Source organism: Micromonospora sp. 067-2 (assembly GCF_046549295.1).
Classification (GTDB): Bacteria; Actinomycetota; Actinomycetes; order Mycobacteriales; family Micromonosporaceae; genus Micromonospora.
In genome coordinates, this window is record NZ_JAJPWB010000006.1 from 452,009 (window position 1) to 473,784 (window position 21,776).

At 72.7% G+C, this 21,776-nt stretch carries 24 protein-coding genes; 12 read left to right on the plus strand and 12 right to left on the minus strand.

Annotation, left to right across the window (positions count from 1 at the left end; translation table 11 throughout):
• Positions 1-72: 72 nt before the first annotated feature.
• Positions 73-600, plus strand: coding sequence for a DUF3093 domain-containing protein (locus tag ACLJN9_RS17435; protein WP_410812492.1), 528 nt, complete (start codon positions 73-75; stop codon positions 598-600).
• A gap of 12 nt (positions 601-612) precedes the next feature.
• Here the strand turns inward: ACLJN9_RS17435 and ACLJN9_RS17440 are convergent, their stop codons facing one another.
• Both ACLJN9_RS17440 and ACLJN9_RS17445 read right to left on the minus strand, forming a co-directional pair.
• Complete coding sequence (locus tag ACLJN9_RS17440) at positions 613-1,410, minus strand: hypothetical protein (protein WP_410812418.1); 798 nt, start codon at positions 1,408-1,410, stop codon at positions 613-615.
• A 120-nt stretch (positions 1,411-1,530) separates the two neighbouring features.
• Positions 1,531-1,827, minus strand: a complete 297-nt coding sequence (locus tag ACLJN9_RS17445; protein WP_210907470.1) for a DUF4193 domain-containing protein — start codon at positions 1,825-1,827, stop codon at positions 1,531-1,533.
• Between the two features lie 421 nt (positions 1,828-2,248).
• Here ACLJN9_RS17445 and ACLJN9_RS17450 point away from each other — a divergent pair, with 421 nt between their 5' ends.
• Complete coding sequence (locus ACLJN9_RS17450; RefSeq protein WP_410812494.1) at positions 2,249-2,761, plus strand: LytR C-terminal domain-containing protein; 513 nt, start codon at positions 2,249-2,251, stop codon at positions 2,759-2,761.
• Between the two features lie 43 nt (positions 2,762-2,804).
• Here ACLJN9_RS17450 and ACLJN9_RS17455 read toward each other — a convergent pair whose 3' ends face one another.
• The gene (locus ACLJN9_RS17455; protein WP_410812419.1) at positions 2,805-3,626 is read right to left on the minus strand and encodes an inositol monophosphatase family protein; all 822 of its coding nucleotides are present in this window, start codon (positions 3,624-3,626) and stop codon (positions 2,805-2,807) included.
• A gap of 290 nt (positions 3,627-3,916) precedes the next feature.
• On the opposite strand from ACLJN9_RS17455, the gene ACLJN9_RS17460 reads away from it, so the two are divergent.
• Positions 3,917-5,515, plus strand: a complete 1,599-nt coding sequence (locus ACLJN9_RS17460) for an RNA polymerase sigma factor (RefSeq protein WP_410812420.1) — start codon at positions 3,917-3,919, stop codon at positions 5,513-5,515.
• A gap of 245 nt (positions 5,516-5,760) precedes the next feature.
• Positions 5,761-5,994 carry a hypothetical protein gene (locus tag ACLJN9_RS17465; protein ID WP_410812421.1) on the plus strand — a complete coding sequence of 78 codons (234 nt, stop codon included), beginning with the start codon at positions 5,761-5,763 and terminating at the stop codon, positions 5,992-5,994.
• Between the two features lie 194 nt (positions 5,995-6,188).
• Here the strand turns inward: ACLJN9_RS17465 and ACLJN9_RS17470 are convergent, their stop codons facing one another.
• The 3 genes from ACLJN9_RS17470 to ACLJN9_RS17480 form a co-directional block, all read right to left on the minus strand.
• Positions 6,189-7,922 (minus strand): DEAD/DEAH box helicase, encoded by a 1,734-nt coding sequence (locus ACLJN9_RS17470; protein WP_410812422.1) that lies wholly within the window; start codon positions 7,920-7,922, stop codon positions 6,189-6,191.
• 199 nt (positions 7,923-8,121) lie between these two features.
• The gene (locus tag ACLJN9_RS17475; RefSeq protein WP_410812423.1) at positions 8,122-8,784 is read right to left on the minus strand and encodes a trimeric intracellular cation channel family protein; all 663 of its coding nucleotides are present in this window, start codon (positions 8,782-8,784) and stop codon (positions 8,122-8,124) included.
• 40 nt (positions 8,785-8,824) lie between these two features.
• Positions 8,825-9,043, minus strand: a complete 219-nt coding sequence (locus ACLJN9_RS17480; RefSeq protein WP_088946800.1) for a DUF3039 domain-containing protein — start codon at positions 9,041-9,043, stop codon at positions 8,825-8,827.
• An 89-nt stretch (positions 9,044-9,132) separates the two neighbouring features.
• Between ACLJN9_RS17480 and ACLJN9_RS17485 the strand changes: the two genes are divergently transcribed.
• A complete protein-coding gene (locus tag ACLJN9_RS17485) occupies positions 9,133-10,068 on the plus strand; it encodes a pseudouridine-5'-phosphate glycosidase (RefSeq protein WP_410812424.1) in 936 nt (311 codons plus the stop codon).
• Positions 10,065-10,964 carry a carbohydrate kinase family protein gene (locus ACLJN9_RS17490; RefSeq protein ID WP_410812425.1) on the plus strand — a complete coding sequence of 300 codons (900 nt, stop codon included), beginning with the start codon at positions 10,065-10,067 and terminating at the stop codon, positions 10,962-10,964. Before ACLJN9_RS17485 ends, ACLJN9_RS17490 begins: the two co-directional genes overlap by 4 nt.
• A gap of 27 nt (positions 10,965-10,991) precedes the next feature.
• Here ACLJN9_RS17490 and ACLJN9_RS17495 read toward each other — a convergent pair whose 3' ends face one another.
• Complete coding sequence (locus ACLJN9_RS17495; RefSeq protein ID WP_410812426.1) at positions 10,992-11,351, minus strand: DUF3099 domain-containing protein; 360 nt, start codon at positions 11,349-11,351, stop codon at positions 10,992-10,994.
• Between the two features lie 104 nt (positions 11,352-11,455).
• On the opposite strand from ACLJN9_RS17495, the gene ACLJN9_RS17500 reads away from it, so the two are divergent.
• Together ACLJN9_RS17500 and ACLJN9_RS17505 are read left to right on the plus strand one after the other, a co-directional pair.
• Entirely contained in the window at positions 11,456-11,743 is a 288-nt protein-coding gene (locus ACLJN9_RS17500) for a hypothetical protein (protein WP_410812427.1), read from the plus strand.
• A 13-nt stretch (positions 11,744-11,756) separates the two neighbouring features.
• Complete coding sequence (locus ACLJN9_RS17505) at positions 11,757-12,068, plus strand: hypothetical protein (protein WP_410812495.1); 312 nt, start codon at positions 11,757-11,759, stop codon at positions 12,066-12,068.
• Between the two features lie 10 nt (positions 12,069-12,078).
• On the opposite strand, the gene ACLJN9_RS17510 is transcribed toward ACLJN9_RS17505, so the two are convergent.
• Complete coding sequence (locus ACLJN9_RS17510; protein ID WP_410812496.1) at positions 12,079-12,663, minus strand: HhH-GPD-type base excision DNA repair protein; 585 nt, start codon at positions 12,661-12,663, stop codon at positions 12,079-12,081.
• A 148-nt stretch (positions 12,664-12,811) separates the two neighbouring features.
• On the opposite strand from ACLJN9_RS17510, the gene ACLJN9_RS17515 reads away from it, so the two are divergent.
• From ACLJN9_RS17515 to dtd, 3 genes are read left to right on the plus strand one after another with little or no spacing between them, the layout of a single operon-like run.
• Positions 12,812-14,296, plus strand: coding sequence for a methyltransferase (locus tag ACLJN9_RS17515; RefSeq protein WP_410812428.1), 1,485 nt, complete (start codon positions 12,812-12,814; stop codon positions 14,294-14,296).
• Positions 14,293-14,433 carry a hypothetical protein gene (locus ACLJN9_RS17520; RefSeq protein ID WP_410812429.1) on the plus strand — a complete coding sequence of 47 codons (141 nt, stop codon included), beginning with the start codon at positions 14,293-14,295 and terminating at the stop codon, positions 14,431-14,433. Before ACLJN9_RS17515 ends, ACLJN9_RS17520 begins: the two co-directional genes overlap by 4 nt.
• Positions 14,433-14,855, plus strand: coding sequence for a D-aminoacyl-tRNA deacylase (dtd, locus tag ACLJN9_RS17525; protein WP_410812430.1), 423 nt, complete (start codon positions 14,433-14,435; stop codon positions 14,853-14,855). Before ACLJN9_RS17520 ends, dtd begins: the two co-directional genes overlap by 1 nt.
• 109 nt (positions 14,856-14,964) lie before the next feature.
• On the opposite strand, the gene ACLJN9_RS17530 is transcribed toward dtd, so the two are convergent.
• On the minus strand, positions 14,965-15,753 hold the full coding sequence (locus ACLJN9_RS17530) for a sporulation protein (protein ID WP_410812497.1): 789 nt from the start codon (positions 15,751-15,753) through the stop codon (positions 14,965-14,967).
• Between the two features lie 229 nt (positions 15,754-15,982).
• Here ACLJN9_RS17530 and sigB point away from each other — a divergent pair, with 229 nt between their 5' ends.
• Positions 15,983-16,999, plus strand: coding sequence for an RNA polymerase sigma factor SigB (gene sigB, locus ACLJN9_RS17535; RefSeq protein WP_410812431.1), 1,017 nt, complete (start codon positions 15,983-15,985; stop codon positions 16,997-16,999).
• Between the two features lie 65 nt (positions 17,000-17,064).
• Here the strand turns inward: sigB and ACLJN9_RS17540 are convergent, their stop codons facing one another.
• Genes ACLJN9_RS17540 through ACLJN9_RS17550 form a run of 3 tightly spaced genes read right to left on the minus strand, consistent with a single transcriptional unit; the run spans position 17,065 to position 21,732 of the window.
• Positions 17,065-19,620: a GNAT family N-acetyltransferase gene (locus ACLJN9_RS17540; protein ID WP_410812432.1), complete on the minus strand. Its 2,556-nt coding sequence runs from the start codon at positions 19,618-19,620 to the stop codon at positions 17,065-17,067.
• A 21-nt stretch (positions 19,621-19,641) separates the two neighbouring features.
• Positions 19,642-20,823, minus strand: coding sequence for an acetoin utilization protein AcuC (locus ACLJN9_RS17545; protein WP_410812433.1), 1,182 nt, complete (start codon positions 20,821-20,823; stop codon positions 19,642-19,644).
• Positions 20,824-20,871: 48 nt separating this feature from the next.
• Complete coding sequence (locus tag ACLJN9_RS17550) at positions 20,872-21,732, minus strand: sulfurtransferase (protein WP_410812434.1); 861 nt, start codon at positions 21,730-21,732, stop codon at positions 20,872-20,874.
• Between the last annotated feature and the right edge of the window lie 44 nt (positions 21,733-21,776).

Below are 21,776 nucleotides of genomic sequence, written 5' to 3' on the forward strand. Positions count from 1 at the left end.
TTGCATCGGGGTGACCCTGCCATCCTGCCGGTTGCCCGGGCCGCCGTGCGCCGTACCCTCGCAGGAGTGAGCATGTCGCCCTCCCCGTCCGCCGGTCAGCCGCCGGTCGCGGCGCGCCCGGCGTACGCCGAACGGCTGAATCTGCCCTGGTGGTTGTGGCTGGCCGGGTTGGTGGCCGCCGCGCTGCTGGCCGTCGAGATCTGGATGGGCGCCTCCGGCGTCCGCGCCTGGCTGCCGTTCGCGGTGCTGCTGCCGCTCACCGCGGCCGGGTTGTGGTGGCTCGGCCGGATCCGTGTCGCGGTCGCCGAGGTCGAGTTGCGGGTGGACGACGCCCGGGTGCCGGCGCGGTTCGTGGCCGACGTGGTGCCACTGGACGCGGCCGGCCGCCGCGAGGTGCTCGGGGTGGGCGCGCACCCGCTCGCCTTCGTGGTGCAGCGGCCGTGGATCGGCGGCGCCGTGCAGGTGGTGCTCGACGACCCGGCCGATCCGACTCCGTTCTGGGTGGTGAGCACCAGGCATCCGGTCGAGCTGGCCGAGGCGCTACTGGCCGCCCGGGACGCCCCACCGCTCGCCGACCGTACGGCCGGCGAGCGAGGCTGAACCGCGGCCGCCTCAGGTGCCGGTCGGTGGGCCGGGTAGGGCCGGCGGGGGCGCCGGCCGGGCGATTCCGCGCCGGCGCAGGTCCACCTGGAGCTGGTCGGCCATCGACCGGGTGGCCCGGCGGTTGAGGAAGCTGGCCACCGCCGCGCCGGTGAGGAACGGCCCGAGCGTGGTGAGGTTGCGCCCGAAGCGCCGCAGGAGGGTGTCCCGCAGCTCCTTGCGGGCGGCCGTGCCGAGCACCGCGCCCACCCCCACACCGGGCACCATCGGGTTGATTCCGCGCTGGGTGGCCCAGGAGTGCATCAGGGCGACAGCTCGTTGGCTGCCCCCGGGCGGCAGCTCCACGCCGTGCACCTCGTGCAACTCGCCGATCAGCTTGAGCTCCACGGCCACCACGGCGACCGTCTCGGCGGCGAGCAGCACCGGTGCCGAGAGCAGGGTGGGTGCGACCGTCCATTCGACGGCGGCGACTCCCCCGCCGGCCGCGCCGATCCCGGCGGTGGTCCGGGCCGCATTGCGGATCAACCGCTCGGCCAGGGCGTCGTCGTCCAGCCCGGGGAAGTGTCCGCGCAGGGTGGCGAGGTCCCGTACCGGCACGTGCGGAGCGATCTCGGCGACGGTGTCGACCATCCAGCGGACGGCGGCGCGCGGCTTGAACAGGTCGGCGAGCCCACGGACGCGGGCCTGCCCGACCAGACGGGTGAGCAGTTGACGACGGCGGGCCGGCTCGATGTCGTCCGCGGTCAACGCCGCGACGGTGGCACCGAGCTCGTCCGCGCCGCCGCCGGTGGTGTCGCCTCGTTCGCTCATGGATCGGACCTCCCGGTGCTGTGGCTACCCGCTACGAGTCAAGCAGGTACCCACCCGTGCCGCATGGCTACACCGGCAGCGGCGGCCCCGATCAGGAGGCCGCCGCTGGTGTCGCGAGTGTCAGACGCACTCGCGGCAGATCAGCTCGCCGTTACGCTCGACCGCCAGCTGGCTGCGGTGGTGCACCAGGAAGCAGCGGGCGCACCGGAACTCGTCCTGCTGCATCGGTAGTACCTTGACCGTGAGCTCCTCGTCGGCCAGATCGGCACCGGGCAGCTCAAAGCTCTCGGCCACCTCGGCCTCGTCGACATCCACCGCGGCCGACTGTGAGTCGACGCGCCGGGCCTTGAGCTCTTCCAGGCTGTCCTCGCCGAGGTCGACCTCGTCGCGACGCGGGGCGTCGTAGTCGGTGGCCATCGGTTTTCACTCTCCCATATCGATGTTGTCGCTTCCGGTTGTAACGCCGGACGACGCTGTTTCGGTTCCGTTGGCCGGCCACCACTTGTGTCGGGCACCCGACCCGGGGACCGAACGGGTCGAGACCGCTGGGGCGACTCCCCTGCGAGCGCGGAACCTTACCCCCAGTTGGGCGAGGCATGTATACCGCCCTCGCGGCTGAGATGTACGCCCCCGCACGCGAAGTTGTTCCCAATGTGACTCAGGCGACACGAAGATAGGGGTAGTAGTACCCGGTTCGCGGTCGGCGCGCCGGCATGTCGGGCTGTTTCCACGCGACGGCCGGACAACCGTTAACCTCAGCGGCGTATTCGACGGCCGGCGGTCCGCGCGACCGCTGCCACCAACCTCTGGTCCGGGAGCGCAGATGAGTTTTGCGCGAGTGCGAGCACTCGTCGTCGTCGGCCTGCTGGCGGTGCTGGCCCTGACCTTCGTCGTCCTCGCGATGGTCCGCGACACCCAGGGCGACACGGGCACCGCCAAGGGCTGCCCGGACGGCTGGCCGTTGGCCGACGTCACCCTGCACGAGACCAAGGACGTCAAGATCAACGTCCTGAACGCGACCGACGAGGCCGGCCGGGCCGGCAGCGTCGCCGACGACTTCCGTAACCGGAAGTTCCAGGTCGTGAAGGTCGGCAACGCCAAGGCGATCGACGACGTGGCCGTGCTGCGGTACGGGCCCAAGGGCGTCGGCTCGGCCCACCTGCTGCGCGCGTACTTCCTCAACGAGGCCAAACCCGACTACGACCCCAAGCGCACCGACGACACCGTGGACGTCGTGCTGGGCAGCGCCTTCCAACAGCTGGCCACCACGACCGAGGTCAACCAGTCCCTCGGCGACCTGGGCGCGCCGCAGGCACCCAAGGGCACCTGCCCGGCCCCGGTCAAGAAGTGACCGGCGCGAGCTGACTCATCCCGCCTCCTCGTCGGAGCGCCGGTCAGGGGCCACCGGCCGCGTCCAGGGCGGCCAGCCGGTCATGCAGCGGCGCGAAGAGCGCGGGCGGGGCCGCGATCACCAGGTCCGGGCCGGCCGCGTCGCCGCCCAGGCCGGCGACCCGCGCGCCCGCCTCGGCCGCCACCAGCCCTCCGGCGGCCAGGTCCCAGGCGGCCAGACCCTTCTCGAAGTACGCGTCCAACCGCCCCTCCGCGACCAGGCAGAGGTCCAGCGCGGCGGCACCGAGCCGCCGGATGTCCCGCACGTGTGCGATCAGCCCGGCGACCACCCGCGCCTGGTGCGCCCGGCGGCGGGCGTCGTAGCCGAAGCCGGTGCCGACCAGCGCCTGCCCCAGGTCGGTCTCAGCGGAGCAGCGCAACCGGACACCGTCGCGCCAGGCGCCACCGCCGGCCGTGGCGGTCCACTCCTCGCCGGTGCTCAGATTGCGCACCACGCCGGCGACCGCCACCCCGTCCACCTCGGCGGCGAGCGACACCGCGCTGTACGGCAACCCGTACAGGTAGTTGACGGTGCCGTCGATCGGGTCGACGATCCACCGCACGCCGCCCGGCCCGACCGACCCGGTGTCCCCCGCGCCGTACTCCTCGCCGAGCACGGCGTCGCCGGGCCGCAGCCGGTGCAGCGCGTCGAGCACCTGCCGTTCGACCGCGCGGTCCGCGGCGGTGACCACGTCGGTCACCGTGCTCTTGGTCGCCGCCACCGAGACGCCCTCGACCCGCATCCGGTACGCCGTGGCCGCGGCGTCCCGCGCCACGTCCACCGCGATCGCCAACAGTTCGTGCGGTACCGGCACCGATCGGTCCATCCCAGGTCCCCTTCCCGCACGACCGGGGTGTTCCGGGCCACGCGCGAGTATCATCCTTACAAAGTCCACATCTGCGCCGAATTGGCGGCCCCCAACCGCCGTTCCGCCGTGCGGCGCAGGATGATCGCCGCAGACGGCGTTACAATTCACCCCTGCGCCCACGCGCCACGGACCGCCGACCACCGGCCGGCCCGGGACACGGGGGTCCCTCAACACATCGCCCGGCCTGTTGCCCCACGCTGTGCCGGACGACCCGGCCGTACCCGCTCTTCGCCTCCGGAAGGTCATTCGTGACAGAACCCCGCCAGACCGGCGCCGACGTTCGCTCGCTCACCGACACCCTGATCGCCCACGCGCAGAGCGCCGGTGGTCAGCTCACGTCGGCCCAGCTCGCGCGCACCGTCGAGTCCGCCGAGGTGACTCCGGCGCAGGCCAAGAAGATCCTGCGGGCACTCTCCGAGGCGGGAGTGACCGTGGTGGTGGACGGCTCGGCGAGCACCCGCCGCCGGGTCGCCGCGGCCCGCTCGACCACGCCGGCGTCCCGGGCCACCACCGCCAAGACCACCAAGAAGGCCGCCGCGCCGGCGCCGAAGCAGGCACCCGCCTCCGACGAGGGGCCGTCGACGCCGGCTCCCCGGAAGGTGGCAGCCCGCAAGGTCACCGGCAGCACCGCCGAGGTCGCCGCCGCGGCGGCGACGCCGCCGCCGGCGACCAGGTCTACCCGGGCCACCAAGGCGACGGTCGCCGCGGCCGCTGGTGCCAAGTCGGCCAAGGGCGCGGGCGCCGAGGGTGAGATCGACCCGGAGGAACTCGCCGCCACCATCGAGGACGTGGTGGTCGAGGAGCCGGCTGAGCTGGCCCAGGCCGCCGAGACCGACGCCGCCGCCTCGGCCACCGACAACGACTTCGAATGGGACGACGAGGAGTCCGAGGCGCTCAAGCAGGCGCGACGCGACGCCGAGCTGACCGCCTCCGCCGACTCGGTCCGGGCCTACCTGAAGCAGATCGGCAAGGTCCCGCTGCTCAACGCCGAGCAGGAGGTGGAGCTCGCCAAGCGGATCGAGGCCGGGCTCTACGCCGCCGAGCGGCTGCGCGCGGCCGACGAGGGCGAGGAGAAGCTGAGCCGGGAGATGGTCCGCGACCTGGGCTGGATCTCCCGTGACGGCGAGCGCGCCAAGAACCACCTACTGGAGGCGAACCTCCGTCTGGTGGTCTCGCTGGCCAAGCGGTACACGGGGCGCGGCATGGCCTTCCTCGACCTGATCCAGGAGGGCAATCTCGGCCTGATCCGCGCGGTGGAGAAGTTCGACTACACCAAGGGCTACAAGTTCTCCACATACGCCACCTGGTGGATCCGGCAGGCGATCACCCGCGCGATGGCCGACCAGGCCCGCACCATCCGCATCCCGGTGCACATGGTCGAGGTCATCAACAAGCTCGGTCGCATACAGCGCGAGCTGCTCCAGGACCTGGGCCGCGAGCCCACGCCGGAGGAGCTGGCCAAGGAGATGGACATCACACCCGAGAAGGTGCTGGAGATCCAGCAGTACGCCCGGGAGCCCATCTCGCTGGACCAGACCATCGGTGACGAGGGCGACAGCCAGCTCGGTGACTTCATCGAGGATTCCGAGGCCGTGGTCGCGGTCGACGCCGTCTCGTTCTCGCTCCTGCAGGACCAGCTCCAGCAGGTGCTGCAGACGCTCTCCGAGCGTGAGGCGGGCGTGGTACGCCTGCGCTTCGGCCTGACCGACGGCCAGCCGAGGACGCTGGACGAGATCGGCCAGGTCTACGGGGTGACCCGGGAGCGGATCCGGCAGATCGAGTCCAAGACGATGTCCAAGCTGCGTCACCCGTCCCGGTCGCAGGTCCTCCGGGATTACCTGGACTGAGCGGGTTTCGTCAACCGAACGTGTCGTTTTGACCACTTGGCGTGCAACGCCAGATGGTGATCGTCCGGATGCACGAATGTGATCGTTGACGTGGCACCCTGGGTGCACGGCACACTGTCCCTGCCATGTGTGACCTCGGTCCCCCGCGGGCACACAGGGAAGGCACTGCCCGGCAAGGGTGTTGCACGATAGGTGAGCAACGACCGAAGAGATTGTTCATCGGTGACGACCAGAGGAGGAAGGCGATGACCCCGACCCTCACGCCGCCGCCCGCAACGGTGGCGCCCCCAGCCGCCGATGAACGGTGCGACCGCTGCAATGCTGCCGGCAAGCTCCGGATCACTCTGGCGGGTGGGAGCGAGTTGGTGTTCTGTGGGCACCACGCGAACAAGTACGCGGAGGATCTCGTGAAGATCACCGTCCGGTTCGCAACGGACCCCGAGTTCAGCTGGCGTGGCGCCGAACTGATGGAGAACTGAATCCGCAACCCGACATAGCCGACCGGAGACACCTGAGGGTGTCTCCGGTCGGCTTTTCTCTAACCACCAGCCCTCGCCCGCGCCCCGAGCCCCACGGGGTAAGAAGCCAGGTGCCAGGCTGGCTCGGGGCGCAAAGGGCCGCACGGGCGCGGCCAAGCTGCATGGGACAGGCGGTGCGGGTGGTGGGGGTGGGGTTAGAGGGTCTGCACGGTGGCGATGCGTTCCTCTAACTGCTCGATGGTGGCCTGGGCACTGGGCGGTCCGCCGCAGAGGCGGCGGAGCTCCGCATGGATCTTGCCGTGGGGCTGGTTGGTGCGGTGATGCCTGGCGGCCACCAGGGCGTTCAGCTGGCGCCGGAGCGCCACGCGGCGCTGGGCGGCGCTCATGGGTGCCGGCGGCGCCGCCGCGGGCGCAGAAGCCGGCTGAGCGCCCCGCTCGGCGGTACGGCGGCGCTGGGCGGCGAGCTGCTCGGTCTGGCGCTTGGTCAGCAGCAGCGAGACCTGGTCCGCGGTGAGCAGACCGGGCAGGCCGAGGTATTCCTCCTCCTCGGGGGTGCCGGCCTGGGCGGCAGTGCCGAAGGACGCGCCGTCGAAGATCACCTGGTCCAGCTCGGCGGTGGCCGAGAGTGCGGCGAACCGCTTCTCCAGTTCCCCGCTGGCCTGGTCGTCGCGCTGGGCACGTTCCAGCAGATCGTCGTCTAGACCGTCGGATTCCTTGGGTTTGCCGAGCACGTGGTCCCGCTCGGTCTCCATCTCGCTGGCCAGCCCGAGCAGGTGCGGCACGCTGGGCAGGAAGACCGACGCGGTCTCCCCGGGCAGGCGTGCGCGGACGAACCGGCCGATCGCCTGGGCGAAGTAGAGCGGAGTGCTGGCGCTGGTGGCGTAGACCCCGACGGCGAGCCGTGGGATGTCGACGCCCTCGGACACCATCCGCACCGCGACCAGCCACCGCTGGTCGGACGCCGCGAACGTCGCGATCCGCGCGGAGGCACCCTGGTCGTCGGAGAGCACCACGGCGGCCTTCTCGCCGCTCACCTGCTCGATCAGCTTGGCGTACGAGCGGGCGGTCTGCTGGTCGGTCGCGATGATCAGCCCACCGGCGTCGGCCATTCCGGCGTTGCGCAGCACGGTGAGCCGGGCGTCGGCGGCCCGCAGCACCTGTGGCATCCAGTCGCCGGCCGGGTCCAGTGCGGTACGCCACGCCTGCGCCACCAGGTCCTGGGTCATCGGCTCGCCGAGCCGGGCCGCCAACTCCTCCCCCGCGTTGGTCCGCCAGCGGGTCTCACCGGAGTACGCCAGAAAGAGCACCGGCCGGACGACCCCGTCGCGCAGCGCGTCGGAGTAGCCGTACACCGAGTCGGCGCGGGACCGCAGCAGCCCGTCGCCGCCGCGCTCGTAGCTGACGAACGGGATCGGGTTGTCGTCGGAGCGGAACGGCGTGCCGGTGAGCATGAGTCGGCGTACGGCGGGCTCGAAGGATGCCTTCACCCCGTCGCCCCAGGACCGGGAGTCGCCGGCGTGGTGGATCTCGTCGAGGATGACCAGGGTGCGTCGGGTCATGGTGCGCCGCCGGTGCACCTGCGGGGCCATCCCCACCTGCGCGTAGGTGACCACCGCACCGTGGAAGTCGGCCGCCGAGTGCAGGTCGGCGTTGCGGAACGCGGCGTCCAGCTGGATACCCACCCGGGCTGCGGCGTCCGCCCACTGGTTCTTGAGGTGCTCGGTCGGGGCGACCACGGTGACCGCCTCGACGGTGCCGTCGCCGAGCAGCTCGGCCGCGATCCGCAGCGCGAAGGTGGTCTTTCCGGCGCCCGGCGTGGCGACGGCGGTGAAGTCGTCGGTGCGCCGGCGCAGGTACTCCACCAGGGCCTTGCGCTGCCAGGCACGTAGAGCCGGGAACGTCTCGAGCACCGGCGTCCGGGCTGCCACGCGAAGCTCCTCTCCGACCGCCCGAGGGCGGATCCGGGGCGAGGGCCACGAGTACCGCCGCCCATGAAAACGCCTCCGCGCAGAAACTGCCGCGAAGGCCGACTCAGCATAACCAGCGCGGGCCTCCCGGCCCAGGCGACGCCACGCTGGTCACATCCGCCACCTCCGCCAGCCCCGCCGGGCGGCCCGTCGCGACGCCTCACCACTCCCGGTCGGTACGCGGATCCGCCCCGCTGGTGCGCGGCGGGCGCAGCGTCGCGACAGGGGCGGACCAGCGCCGGCGCAGCGCGACCAGGCGCAGCCCGAAGACCAGTACGGCGGCGGCGGTGAGCGGGGCGGGCCCGGTCTGCCCGGTGATGTACAGCAGTGCCACCGTGACCGATCCGGCCAGCGCGGCCACGGCGTAGATCTCCCGGCGCAGCACCACCGGAATCTCGCCGGTGAGCAGGTCACGGCCGAGGCCGCCGCCGATCGCGGTGAGCATGCCGATCAGGCAGGCGCCGACGGCGGGCACCCGGGCGTCGAGCGCCTTGAGCGTGCCGGTCACGGTGAACAGGCCGAGGCCCGCCGCGTCCAGCACCAGCACCGTGGTGCGCAGCCGGGCCAGCTGCGGGTGCAGCCAGAAGACAGCGAGGGCGGTGATCGCGGCGGTGGTCGCGTACCGCCAGTCGGCGAAGGCCAGCGGTGGCACCTCGTCGATGACCAGGTCCCGGAAGATGCCGCCACCGAGGGCGGCCACGAAGCCGACGAACGCGACACCGAACAGGTCGAGCCGTTTGGCCACCGCCGCCGACGCCCCGGAGGCCGCGAACACCGCCACCCCGGTCAGGTCGGCGAGGAGCAGGGCGGTGGAGGTGGTCACCGCCGCAGGCTACGTCGCCGGCCGGGATGCCGGCCGCCGTTCACTCCCGGTACGAGTCGTAGATCTCCTTGCACTTGGGGCAGACCGGCGAACCCGGCTTTGCCGCCTTGGTGACCGGGAAGGTCTCTCCGCAGAGCGCGACGACGTAGGTGCCCATGACGGCACTCTCGGCGATCTTCTCCTTGCGGACGTAGTGGAACATCTCGGGACCGGTGTCGGCGTCCTTCAGCTCTGGACGCTCGAGAACCTCTGTGCTCACGTCTGCACCTCCAACCGTCAAGTTTGGCAGGTCATCACGGCCGGGTCCACTTGAGGCCGGCCGGAGCACGACCCCGTACCGTGCCCGGTGTGACTGACTTTCGCATCAGCTACGGCACCGAGGTGGCCGACGCCCTGCACGGCGGCCGGCCCGTCGTCGCCCTGGAGAGCACCATCGTCTCGCACGGTCTGCCCCGCCCGGAGAACTTGCGCGTGGCCCGGGAGATCGAACAGACGGTCCGGGACGCCGGGGCGGTGCCGGCGACCATCGGCATGATCGGCGGCGAGCTGGTGGTCGGCCTGGACGACGCGCAGCTGACCCGGTTGGCCACCGTCGATGGTGTGACAAAGCTCTCCGTACGCGACCTGGCGGTAGCAGCGGCGACCGGCGCGGACGGCGCCACGACCGTGGCCGCGACCAGCGCGGTGGCCGCGGCAGCCGGCATCGGCGTGTTCGCCACCGGCGGTCTGGGCGGGGTGCACCGGGAGGCCGTGCACACCTTCGACGAGTCAGCCGACCTCGTCACCCTGGCCCGGACCCCGATCGCGGTGGTCTGCGCCGGGGTCAAGTCGATCCTCGACGTGGGCGCGACCCTGGAGCGGCTGGAGACCCTGGGGGTCGCCGTGGTCGGCTACCGCACCCGCCGCTTCCCCGGCTTCTATCTCACCGACGGCGGCTTCGACCTGGACTGGTCGCTGGATTCGCCGGAGCAGGTGGCCGCCGTGCTCGACGCCCGTGACCAGCAGGCCGTGCACGCCGGCGGCCTGATCGTCGCCAACCCGTTGCCGATCGACGAGCAGCTCGATCCGGAGCTGCACGACCGGACCCTCGCCGAGGGCCTGGCCCGACTGGACCGGGACGGGGTGACCGGGAAGGCCGTGACCCCGTACCTGTTGGCGCACTTCCACTCGGCCACCGAGGGCGCGAGCCTGACGGTGAATGTCCGGATCATCCTGCGCAACGCCACGCTGGCCGCGCAGATCGCGGTGGCCGCGGCCGCCCGCTCCACCGCCGTCCCGGCATGACCCGTCCGGCCCGTGTGGTCGTGGTCGGAGACGTGATCACCGACGTGGTCGCCGTGCTGTCCGGGCCGCTCGCGGTGGGTTCGGACACCTCGGCCGGTATCACTGTCGGGGGCGGTGGGCAGGCGGCCAACACCGCCGCCTGGGTGGCCGCACAGGGGGTGGACGTCACGTTGGTCGCTGCGGTCGGCGACGACGACGCGGGGCGGGACCGGGTGACCGAGCTCGAACGGGCGGGCGTCGAGTGCGCGATCGACCGGATCGAGGGCGCCGCGACCGGCACGGTGATCGTGCTGGCCACGAACGCCGAGCGCACCATGGTCAGCCAGCGGGGTGCGAACCTGCGGCTGAGCGCCGAGCACGTCGACCGGGCCCTCGCGGCGGTGCCCGACGCTGGGCATCTGCATCTGTCCGCGTACACCCTGTTGGACGCCGGGTCGCGCGGCGCCGGGCTGCGGGCGCTGGCCGCCGCCCGCGAGCGCGGGCTCACCACCAGCGTCGACGCGGCCTCCGCGGCGCCGCTGCGGCGGGTCGGGGCGGCGGTCTTCCTGAGCTGGGTACGCGACATCGACCTGCTGCTGGTCAACGCGGACGAGGCCACGGCGCTGGCCGGCGGCCTGGACCCGGCGGCACAGGGGCGGGTGCTGTCGGCGTCCGCCCGGCGGGTGGTGGTGAAGAACGGTGCGGCCGGCGCGGTCTGGGTGGATCGGACGGCCGCGGTCAGCGTGGCACCGGCCCGGCGGGTGGCGGTGGTGGACGTCACCGGGGCGGGTGACGCCTTCGCGGCCGGTCTGCTCACCGCCTGGCTCGCCGGTGCCACCCCGACAGCGGCGCTCGACCGCGCCAGCGACCTGGGGGCGCTCGCCGTCTGCTCGGTCGGCGGACGGCCACAGCCGTGACCGCTCGAACCCTGGCCCGGGCGGGGGTCAGGGTTCGAGGTCGATGACCTTGTGCGGGCGCTCCTCGGCCGTGAGGCTCATCGGCGGGGTGTCGTCCTGGTGGCGGGGGCGGAACCGGTTGGCCAGCCGGTGCTCCTCCTTGGGCGGCCGGTCGTTGGCCAGCAGCACGGCCAGCCAGGGGATGAGCACCATGCCCAGACCACAGAGCGGCAGCCACAGCCAGAGCAGCGGCGCGTTCACGCTGAACAGGATCGCGCCGGCGATGATGCAGAGCACCCGGACGCCCATCATCAGGACGTAGCGGCGCTGTCGGCTGGTGAGCTGGTCGTTCTGGCTGCGCGAGGCGTCGGTGATCAGAATCGGCTGGTAGGCCTGACGCTTCACCATGAACCTCCTCAAGGGGATTACGCCCCATCCTGTCACCGCGGAACCCTGATCAGCGAAAATCGACTCATCTCAGCCGCGTGTTACGGGCGTGGTACGCTCTGTCCGTGGGCACCAGGTTCAGCTTCACCGACGAGGCGTTGGCCAACCTGAGGGTCTACGACGTCACGCCCGGGGAAGTCTGGGAGGCGCTGCACAGCGCCCGACGGGTGATCCGCCACCTGGGCGACGACGTGATGGTGGTCTACGCCGTCGCCCGGCGGGGACGCCGACTGGCGGTGCTGCTCGCCGAGGCCGACGGCACCGACAACGACTGGGACATCCTGTCCGCTCGCGAGCTGAGCGACGTCGAGTCCAAGCGCTACGACGAGGCCGTACGGAGATCTCGCCGATGAGGAGGCCGTGACGATGCACCGTAACGACGCGACCAAGCAGTTCCACAGCGGCGACGACCGGATCGCCGAGTTGATCGACGAGAGCCCGGCGGGAGATCTGCCCACCCCCGACACCGACGTGCCCATGGTGAGCCGGTCGGTCCGGCTGCCACTGGAGACCTACGAGCGGGTGCGGGCCGCCGCCGACGCCCGGGGCATCGGGGTCACCACGCTGATGCGCCAGTGGATCGAGGCTGGCCTGGCCGACCTGGACGACTCCGCCACCGTCTCGCTCGCCGACGTCCGACGCGCGCTGGCCTCGCTGGCCCACCCCACGGCTGCCTGAGCGACCCTGCTCAGCCCCTGACGGCCTTCGCCGCCGCCTTCATCTGCTGCTTGTACTCCCGCACCTTGCGCAACGAGTCGGCGTCGGTGACGTCCGCCACCGACCGGTACGCGCCCGGGTCCCCGTACCCGCCGGCCGCCTCCCGCCAGTTCTGCGGGGTCACCCCGAACCGCTTACCGAGCAGGGCGACGAAGATCTGCGCCTTCTGCCTGCCGAAGCCGGGCAGCGCCGAGACCCGACGCAGCAGCTCCTCGCCGTCGGTGACATCGGACCAGAGCAGAGCGGCTTCGGCGTCGTAGCGGTCCACCAGGACCCGGCACACCTCCTGCACCCGGGCCGCCATCGCCTTCGGAAAGCGGTGCAGCGCGGGCGGGGTGGCAAAGAGTGCGACCAGGGCCTCCGGGTCGTACGCGGCCAGCTCCGCGGCGTCCAGTTCGTGGCCGAGGCGCTGCTGGAGTACGTACGGCGAGGAGAACGCCTTCTCCATCGGCACCTGTTGGTCGAGAACCATGCCGACGAGCCGCGCCAGTGGGCTGCGTTCCAGCAGTCGGTTGGCCTCCGGGTCGATCGGGAGCACGAGCGTCATGCACACCATCCTGCCCCGCTCGCCGTCCCCGGCGGTCACCGACGCTCCGTAACCGCACCTGGCCGGAGCCTCCCCGACTCGGCCGCGATGGATGTGCTGGCGTCGAATTCTCGCGGGTGGTGACGGCTCGTTGCCCGACGGCAGGCAGGATGTCGGGGTGGACGGACACGACATGCTGCTCTCCCCCGCCGGCGTCGACGCGCTGCGGACCGCCCTGAGGAGGGCCGGCTTCACCAGTAACGGCATCGCGGAACGGCTGGGCGCGCAGGCCACCGGCGCGGTCGCGCGCAACGATTACCGGGCTGCGCTGCGGGCCACCGAGGACCGTGATCTGCTCGGCATCCTGATCCGGGTGTTCATCTGTGACCAGACCGAGTCGGAGGCAGATGTCGCCGCCGCCCTGGCGCCGCTGACCCTGGACGAGGCGGTGGCCGGCGGGCTCGTCGAGCGGCACGGTGACGGCCTGCGCGCGGGCGTCGACCTGGAACCGTACGGCGACGACTGGTGGGTGCTCGCCGACGTGCCGGCCAGCGCCCGGCCGGGCCGACCGCTGCACGCCGAGCACGTGCTCGGCATCGGTGGTGCCACCCAGACGCTGATCGGTGCGACCGTCCGTCGGCCGGTCGACACCGCGCTGGACCTGGGCACCGGCTCCGGCGTGCAGGCCCTGCACCTGGCCACCCACGCCCGCTCGGTGACCGCCACCGACCTCTCGGAGCGGGCCCTGCGCTTCGCCGCCACCACCGCCGCCCTGAACGGCCAGGACTGGGAACTGCTGCGCGGCGACCTGGTCGCGCCGGTCGCCGGTCGGCGCTTCGACCTGGTGGTGAGCAACCCGCCGTTCGTGGTGGGCCCAGGCACCACCACGCACGTCTACCGCGACTCCGGCCGGGTGGGCGACGCGATCGGCGCCGAACTCGCAGCCGCCGCGCCGGGCCTGCTCACCGAGGGCGGCACCATGCAGTACCTGGCCAACTGGGTGCACGTCGCCGGCGAGGAGTGGGACGAGCGGGTGGCCGGCTGGTTCGCCGGGACCGGCCTGGACGCCTGGGTGATCCAGCGCGAGGTGGCCGACCCGATGGCGTACGTCGACCTGTGGCTCACCGACGTCGGCGAGAGCGCCGACGCGCAGCGGATGGCCGCCTGGCTGGACTGGTTCGACGCGCACAAGGTGGAGGCCGTCGGCTTCGGCATCGTGTCGCTGCGTCGGGGTGGCCACACCGAACCGGTGGTCCGGGTGGAGGACCTGCGTCAGCGGGTGCAGCCGCCGCTGGGCGACCAGGTCGCCGCCTGGTTCGACCGCCAGGACTTCCTGGGGGTACGCGACACCGAGGCGCTGCTCGCCGAGCGCTACCGGGCCGCCGACGGCCTGCAACTGCGCCAGGAGGCCACCATGGGCGACGAGGGCTGGGGGGTGGATCGACAGGTCCTCGCGATGCCGCACGCCCTGCGGTGGACCGAGGAGGTCGACCCGCTGGTGCTGGCGCTGGTCGGCGGCGCCGATGGCCGGTTGCCGCTGCGCGACCAGCTCGCGCTGCTGGCCGCGGCGCACGACGTCGAGCCCGACGAGCTGGCCGAGGCGGCCGGCCCGATCGTGGCGCACCTGGTGGAGCGCGGCATCATCGAGCCGGTGCCGGCGTGACGCCGGTGGTTGGCACACCCGACCTGCCGGTGGCCGGTGTGCCCGACATCCCGGTGGTCGGTGTGCCTGTGACGCCGGTGGTCGGCGCGCCCGACATGCCGGTGGTTGGTGTGCCCGACATGCCGGTGGTGCCCTGATGCGGGCGGTGGTGCAGACGGTCAGCCGGGCCAGCGTGACGGTCGACGGCGAGGTGGTCGGCGCGATCGAGAACGGCCTGCTCGTGCTGCTCGGGGTGACCCACACCGACGATCCGCGGGTCGCGGCCACCATGGCCCGCAAAATTCACGAGTTGCGCATCCTCGACGACGAGCGCAGCGCCGCCGACGTTGGCGCCCCGATCCTCGTGGTCAGCCAGTTCACCCTCTACGGCGACGCCCGCAAGGGCCGCCGCCCCACCTGGACGGCCGCCGCCCCGGCCGAGGTGGCCGAGCCGCTGGTGACCACGGTCGTCGAGGCGCTCCGCGAGCGCGGGGCCACGGTGGAGACCGGCCGCTTCCGCGCCCACATGTTGGTCGACAGCGTCAACGCAGGCCCCCGCACCATCCTCCTGGACCTGTAACCCACCCCCCGCACCCACCCCGTTGATCATGAAGTTGTTGCCACGACACGCCGCGCTGGAGGGCGATAACTTCATGATCCCGGTGGGCAGGCAGGGCCCGGGATAACAGTCAGGAGAAGAGGCCTCGGCGGGTCAGGGACTGGCTCAGCCAGTTGTCGAGTTCGGTGGTCCAGTCGGTGCGGTCGGCGGTGGCGTGGTCGACGGTGAACCGGCCGAAGGCGTCCCGGCCCTCGGTGAAGACGCCGCCGCGCTTGTCGACCTCCAGCACCACCTGCATCTGCCGCGCGTCGGCGATGAAGGTGACCTCCAACTGGTTGATCGAGCGGGCGTACTGCGGTGCCGGGGCGAACTCGATCTCCTGGTAGAACGGCAGCGTCTGCCGTACGCCGTAGATGTGGCCGCGCTCCACATCGGCACGGGCGAACCGGAAACCCAGCCGCAGTAGCGCGTCCAGCAGTCGCTCCTGCGCCGGCAGCGGGTGCACCGACACCGCGTCCAGGTCGCCCTTGTCGACGGCCCGGGCCACCTCCAGCTCGGTACGCAGCCCCATCGTCATGCCGTGCAGGTGCTGCCCGTACAGCTCGGTGACCGGCGTCTCCCACGGCACGTCGAAGCGGAACGGGATGTCGTGGCGCTGCCCCGGCTCCAGTCGGAACGCCCCGGTCACCTGCTGGCGGTGGAACTCCTGGGTGGTGTCGTAGTCGTTGTCGCCGCTCTCCACCTCGACCCGGGTGACCAGGCCGAGCGCCACATGGTCGATGTCGACCTGGTGGTCGCCGCCGACCACCTGGACGCGGCCCTCCAGCTGGCCGCCGGGTCGGCAGTTCGGGTTGGCGAGCACCGTGTCCACGGAAGGCCCACCGACCCCCATCGCCTTCATGAGCCGCTTGAAGACCACACCGTCCCCCATCCTGTCGCCGCCGACCCGGGGTGGCCGACCCGTCGGCACGGTATCCGGGGCGGGCAAGGACACACCGGGACGACACACCACTCCGCCGATCCGACCGGATTCCTGTCGGGTGCCCGATCGCCTCACTCCCGTTTCACGTCCCGCCCGCCAAGCTGTGTTTCACACCGGCACCACCGGGCCGGAGGCACGGCACAGACGTGGACACGGGGAGACAGAGATGGTCCTGCAGATGACGGAACACCGGATGCGCCCGGCGGCCAGCACCGACACCGACGGGACCATCGAGGTCCTCGCCGATCTGGACGCCACCGACGAACGCGGCATCTCCACCGACCTGGTTCGGGCGTACCTCAACGGGATCGGTCGGACGAAGCTGCTGACCGCGGCCCAGGAGGTCGACCTGGCCCGGCGGATCGAGGCCGGCCTGTTCGCCGACGAGAAGCTCGCCACCTGCACCCCGGTGTCGCCGGAGCTGCGGGCCGATCTGGAGCTGATCATCGCGGAGGGCCGGGCCGCCAAGGACCACCTGCTGGAGGCGAACCTGCGACTGGTGGTCAGCATCGCCAAGCGCTACACCGGCCGCGGCATGGCCTTCCTCGACCTGATCCAGGAGGGCAACCTCGGTCTGATCCGGGCGGTGGAGAAGTTCGACTACGCGAAGGGCTACAAGTTCTCCACGTACGCCACCTGGTGGATCCGGCAGGCGATCACCCGCGCGATGGCCGACCAGGCCCGCACCATCCGCATTCCGGTGCACATGGTCGAGCAGGTCAACCGGATGGTCCGGGCCCGTCGCGAGCTGGCGGTCACGCTGGGCCGCGAGCCCACGGTCGCCGAGGTGGCCCGAGCTCTGGACATCGCAGAGTTCCAGGTCATCGAGCTGATCTCGTACGACCGCGAGCCGGTCAGCCTGGACCAGGCCGTCGGCGACGACGGCGAGAGCGCGCTCGGTGACTTCGTGGCGGCGGCGGACCCGCGCGGCGCGACGGGCGACGCGGCCTCGCAGGGCGAGCTGCGCAACGAGGTGAGCATCGTGCTGGCCACCCTGTCCCAGCGGGAGCAGGCGGTCATCCGCCTCCGGTTCGGGCTGGACGACGGCCGGCAGCGCACCCTGGACGAGGTCGGACGGGAGTTCGGCCTGTCCCGGGAGCGGATCCGGCAGATCGAGAAGGTGACGCTGCTGAAGCTGCGCGACCCGGAGCGGGCCCAGCGCCTGGAGGCGTACGCCTGCTGACACACCGATCGCACGGAGGCCTCGGCGGTTCGCCGGGGCCTTCCGTGTGCCCACCGCCCGCCGGGTCAGAGGCGGCGGGGGCCGGTGTCCGGTCGGGCGGCCACGCCGCCGACCCGTACCTGGGCGTGCAGGACCGCGATGCCGTCCGGGCGGGCGAGCACCGGATTGAGGGTCAGCGAACGCACCCGGGGCTGCTCGTCGGCGAGCTGGCCAACCCGCAGCAGCAGGTCGGCCAGGGCGGCCCGGTCGACCGGTGCGGCGCCCCGATGCCCCCGCAGCAGCGGCGCCGCCCGGGGTTCGTCGACCAGCTCGGCGGCGTCGGAGTCGGTCAGTGGCACCGCCCGCCAGGCCCGATCGCCGAGCAGCTCGGTGGCGACACCGCCGAGCCCGAAGCCCACCACCGGGCCGAACGCCGGATCTTCCACCAGCTCCACCACGCAGGCCACCCCGGGCGGCACCATCGGCTGGACCAGTACGTCCACGCCGAAGGTCGTCACCAGTTCGGCGTACGCCCGGCGGACCGTCGAGGAGTCGGGCAGGTCGAGCCGCACCGCGCCGAGGTCGAGCCGGTGTCGCAACCCGGGGGCGGCTGCCTTGAGCGCGACCGGAAAACCCAGGTGTGCCGCCGCGTCGGCCGCCGCGTCGACCGTGTCGACGGGCATCGACGCGACCACGTCGATGCCGTACGCGGCCAGCAGCGCGATCGGGTCGGGAGGGTCGGAGCGCAGCGCCGCGGCGCCCCGGAGTCGCGTACCGGAGACCAACTCGGGTGCCACGCCGGTTGGGCGGCGCAGCCACTCGGCGTACCGGTGCACGCGGGCGAGGGCACGCACCGCCTCCTCCACACCTCCGTACGCCGGCACTCCCGCCGGCAGGCGCCCCACCAGGAACGTCGCCACGGTCGGTTTGCCCAGTGCGAGCGCGGCGGGCAGCGCCGCGGTGACGTCGGTGTCCACATTGGTGCGTTGACCGGGCAGCGGTGGGGCGAAGACCACCACCAGCGCGTCCACCCGCTCGTCTCCCGCCGTCTCGGCCAGCGCGGTCGCGAACTCGGCGGCACCGGCCCGTGGCCCCACGTCGCGCGGGTAGCCGTCGACGACGGTGAGGCCCTGCCCGGCGCAGGCGGTGGCGGCCAGGCCGGTCAGCGCCGGGGAGTTGCCGACCACGCCGACCCGGCCGCCGACCGGCAACGGTTGGTTGGCCAGCAGCACGCCGACGTCGAGCAGCTCCGGCACGGTGTCCACCCGGATCACCCCGGACTGGGCGAACAGCGCGGCAACGGCCACCTCGTCCGGCCCGGCGGTGTCGCCCACCCCGACCGGACGGGCCGGCGAGGCGAGCGCGACGATCGGCTTGGCTCGGCCGATCCGGCGGGCCAGGCGGGCGAACTTGCGCGGATTGCCGAAGGTCTCCAGGTAGAGCATGATCACATCGGTGTCCGGGTCATCCTGCCAGTATTGAAGAAGGTCGTTGCCGGAGACGTCAGCCCGGTTGCCGGCCGAGACGAAACTGGACAATCCGAGGCCACGCCGGTCGGCCTCGGCGAGCAGCGCCACCCCGAACGCACCGGACTGGCTGAAGATGCCGACCCGGCCGGCCGGCGGCAGCGCCGGGGCGAGGGTGGCGTTGAGGCGTACCGCCGGGTTGGTGTTGGCCACGCCCAGGCAGTTCGGGCCGACGACCCGCATCCCGGCGGCGTGCGCCGCGCGGACCAGCGCCCGTTGCGTGACCGCGCCCTCCGCGCCGGCCTCGGCGAAGCCGGCCGAGATGACCACCAGGCCGTGCACCCCCGCGGCGGCCGCGTCGGCGACCACCGCGGTCGCCGCCTCCGGTGGGACCGCCACCAGCGCCAGGTCCACCGGAACGGCTGCGTCGACCGCCGAGGGGTACGCGCGCAGGCCCGCCACGGTCGACGCGCTCGGATGCACCGGCACCACCACACCAGAAAAACCGCCGTCGCGCAGGTGCCCGAGCACCGCCGCGCCGATGCCCTGGCCGGTGGCGCTGACACCGTAGACGGCGATGCCACGCGGAGCCAGCAGCCGGGCGATCGAGCGGGCCTCGGTACGGTGCTCCCGCCCCCGCTGCACCGCCAACGTGGCCTCGGTGGGCGCGATCGGGAAGCTCAGGTGCACCACGCCGTCGGCGTACTCGCGCTGGACCTGGTAGCCGAAGTCGGCGAAGACCCGCAGCATCGTCCCGTTGGCCGGCAGCACCTCGGCGACGAAGCTCATGATGCCGTTGCGCCGGGCCGCGTCGACCAGGTGCTCCATCAGCACCGGGCCGATGCCCCGGCCCTGGTGGGCGTCCTCCACGACGAAGGCGACCTCCGCATCCGGTGCCTGCGGGCCGAGCCGCTCGTAGCGGCCGACCGCCACGATCTGGTCGCCGGCCAGCACGACGAACGCCTCGCGGTCACGGTGGTCCACGGTGACGAAGCGGATCAGATCCCGCTCGGGAATGCGCGGGTACGGCGAGAAGTAGCGCAGGTAGCGGGTGCGCTCGGAGAACCGGCCGTGCATCGCCACGATGTCCGGTGCGTCGCCGGGGCTGATCGGTCGTAGTTGGACGGTGCTGCCGTCACTGAGCAGCACGTCCACCGGCTGGTCCGTGGTCGTCACGGGCGCGTCCCGCGGCCCGGCTCAGTCGCGCGGATCGAACGGGTCGAGCCCGAGCAGCGGGAACACCGTCTTGCGGGTGGCCGCGATCGCCCGGTCCACCGCGTTCGGCTCGCCGGTCGGCTGCCACGGCTCGTACGACGGGTCCGCGTCGTCGGTCATCCGCAGCGGCACCTCCCGGCCCGGCACCCGGGCGGCCGCCAACGCACGCCACGCCGGCGGAGTGAGCGTGGCCGGGTCGATCGGGGCACCGGCGGCCACGGCCAGCAGGTGGGTCCAGGCGCGGGGCACCACCTCCACCAGCGCGTACCCACCGCCACCGGTGGCGACCCAGCGGCCCTCGCACAGCTCGTCGGCCAGCGCCCGCAGTGCCAGGTAGGTGGCCCGCTGCCCGTCCACGGTGAGGTTGAGGTCGGCGAGCGGGTCCAGTCGGTGCCCGTCGGCGCCGCACTGGCTCACCAGCACCTGCGGCCGGAACGCGCGCAGTACCGACGGCACGATCGCGTGGAACGCCCGCTGCCAGCCGGTGTCGTCGACCCCCGGCGGCAGGGGCATGTTCACCGCGGTGCCCTGCGCGCCCGGGCCACCGGTCTCGTCGGGAAAGCCGGTGCCGGGAAAGAGCGCGAGCGGGGTCTCGTGCAGGCTGACCGTGAGCACCCGAGGGTCGTCCCAGAAGATCTCCTGCACGCCGTCGCCGTGGTGCACGTCGACGTCGACGTACGCGACCCGCTCGGCACCCAGGTCGAGCAGACGGGCGATGGCGACGGCCGGGTCGTTGTAGACACAGAAACCGGAGGCCCGAGCCGGCATCGCGTGGTGCAGACCGCCGGCCACGTTCACCGCCCGCCGGGCGTCACCCCGCCAGACGGCCTCGGCGGCGGCCACGGTGGCGCCGGCGATCAGCGCGCTGGACTCGTGCATGCCGTCGAAGACCGGGTTGTCGGAGGTGCCCAGCCCGAAGCCTGCGAACAGCGGGTCGCGCGGCGCGGCGCGCACAGCGGCCAGGTACGCCGGTTGGTGCACCCGGGTGAGCAGGGCGTCGTCGGCGGGCTCCGGCTTGACGAGGCGTACCCCCGGGCGGTTGAGGATGCCCAGCTCGCGGGCCAGCGCGACGGTCAGCTCCACCCGGACCGGGTCGAGTGGGTGCTCGCCCATGTCGTAGGCGAGCAGCGAGTCGTCCCACACCACCACCGTGTCATCGGACATGAGCCCATCGTCGCACGAGGACCGTCACCGGCCGACCGCACGCGCTGCTCAGCGACCCTGTGTCGGCGCGGTGGCGACCGGTCGGGCCGGGTCGGCCACCCAGTTGCTCCACGATCCGACGTAGAGCGCCGCGTCCGGGCGGCCGGCCAGGTGCAGCGCGAGCACCGCCTGGGCGGCGGTCACCCCGGAGCCGCAGTACGCCCCCACGGACCGCGCGCCGGCCACCCCGGCGGCGGCGAACCGCTCGCGCAGCACGTCGGCGGCCGGAAAACGCCCGTCCGGGCCCACGTACTCCCCGGCGGGCAGGTTCACCGCACCCGGGACGTGCCCGGCGACCGGGTCGATCGGCTCGACCTCGCCCCGGTAACGGGGCGCGGCCCGCACGTCGAGCAGCACGGTGTCGCCCGAGGCCGCCAGGGCGGCGGCCTGCCCGGCGTCGAGCACCGGCAGATCACCCGGACGCACCTCGACGTCGCCGGCGGTCGCCTCGGCAGCCGAGGCGGAGACGGGCCGGCCGGCGGCCACCCAGGCCGGGTAGCCGCCGTGCAGCAGGCGGACCGGACGGTGCCCGGCCCAGCGCAGCGTCCACCAGGCCCGGGCGGCGGCCAGGCCGTCACCGCCGTCGTACACCACCACGGGGTGACCGGCGCGAACGCCCGCGGCCCGCAGTGCGGCCTGCAACGCGGCCGGGTCGGGCAGCGGATGCCGGCCGCCGGCGCCGGGCGGCCCGCAGAGCGCGCTGTCCAGGTCGACGAAGACCGCGCCGGGCAGGTGACCGGCCAGGTAGTCGTCGCGACCAGGCGGGCCGGTGAGCCGCCAGCGGACGTCGAGCAGGGTGGGCGGGTCCGCGTGATCGAGCTCGGCGGCGAGCCGATCGACCTCGACCAGCGGCTCCTGGGTACCGGACATGGCGACCATCCAACACCATCGCGGCCGTCGGCCCACGGCTCGGC

Excerpts from the sequence above, each read along its gene's own strand:
- ACLJN9_RS17495 (WP_410812426.1), bottom strand. The coding sequence starts at position 11,351 with ATGGTGAAGCGTCAGGCCTACCAGCCGATTCTGATCACCGACGCCTCG.
- ACLJN9_RS17550 (WP_410812434.1), bottom strand. The coding sequence starts at position 21,732 with ATGTCCGGTACCCAGGAGCCGCTGGTCGAGGTCGATCGGCTCGCCGCC.
- ACLJN9_RS17510 (WP_410812496.1), bottom strand. The coding sequence starts at position 12,663 with ATGGTGTGCATGACGCTCGTGCTCCCGATCGACCCGGAGGCCAACCGA.
- ACLJN9_RS17505 (WP_410812495.1), top strand. The coding sequence starts at position 11,757 with ATGCACCGTAACGACGCGACCAAGCAGTTCCACAGCGGCGACGACCGG.
- ACLJN9_RS17435 (WP_410812492.1), top strand. The coding sequence starts at position 73 with ATGTCGCCCTCCCCGTCCGCCGGTCAGCCGCCGGTCGCGGCGCGCCCG.
- ACLJN9_RS17490 (WP_410812425.1), top strand. The coding sequence starts at position 10,065 with ATGACCCGTCCGGCCCGTGTGGTCGTGGTCGGAGACGTGATCACCGAC.
- ACLJN9_RS17545 (WP_410812433.1), bottom strand. The coding sequence starts at position 20,823 with ATGTCCGATGACACGGTGGTGGTGTGGGACGACTCGCTGCTCGCCTAC.
- ACLJN9_RS17440 (WP_410812418.1), bottom strand. The coding sequence starts at position 1,410 with ATGAGCGAACGAGGCGACACCACCGGCGGCGGCGCGGACGAGCTCGGT.
- ACLJN9_RS17445 (WP_210907470.1), bottom strand. The coding sequence starts at position 1,827 with ATGGCCACCGACTACGACGCCCCGCGTCGCGACGAGGTCGACCTCGGC.
- dtd (WP_410812430.1), top strand. The coding sequence starts at position 14,433 with ATGCGGGCGGTGGTGCAGACGGTCAGCCGGGCCAGCGTGACGGTCGAC.
- ACLJN9_RS17455 (WP_410812419.1), bottom strand. The coding sequence starts at position 3,626 with ATGGACCGATCGGTGCCGGTACCGCACGAACTGTTGGCGATCGCGGTG.
- ACLJN9_RS17465 (WP_410812421.1), top strand. The coding sequence starts at position 5,761 with ATGACCCCGACCCTCACGCCGCCGCCCGCAACGGTGGCGCCCCCAGCC.
- sigB (WP_410812431.1), top strand. The coding sequence starts at position 15,983 with ATGGTCCTGCAGATGACGGAACACCGGATGCGCCCGGCGGCCAGCACC.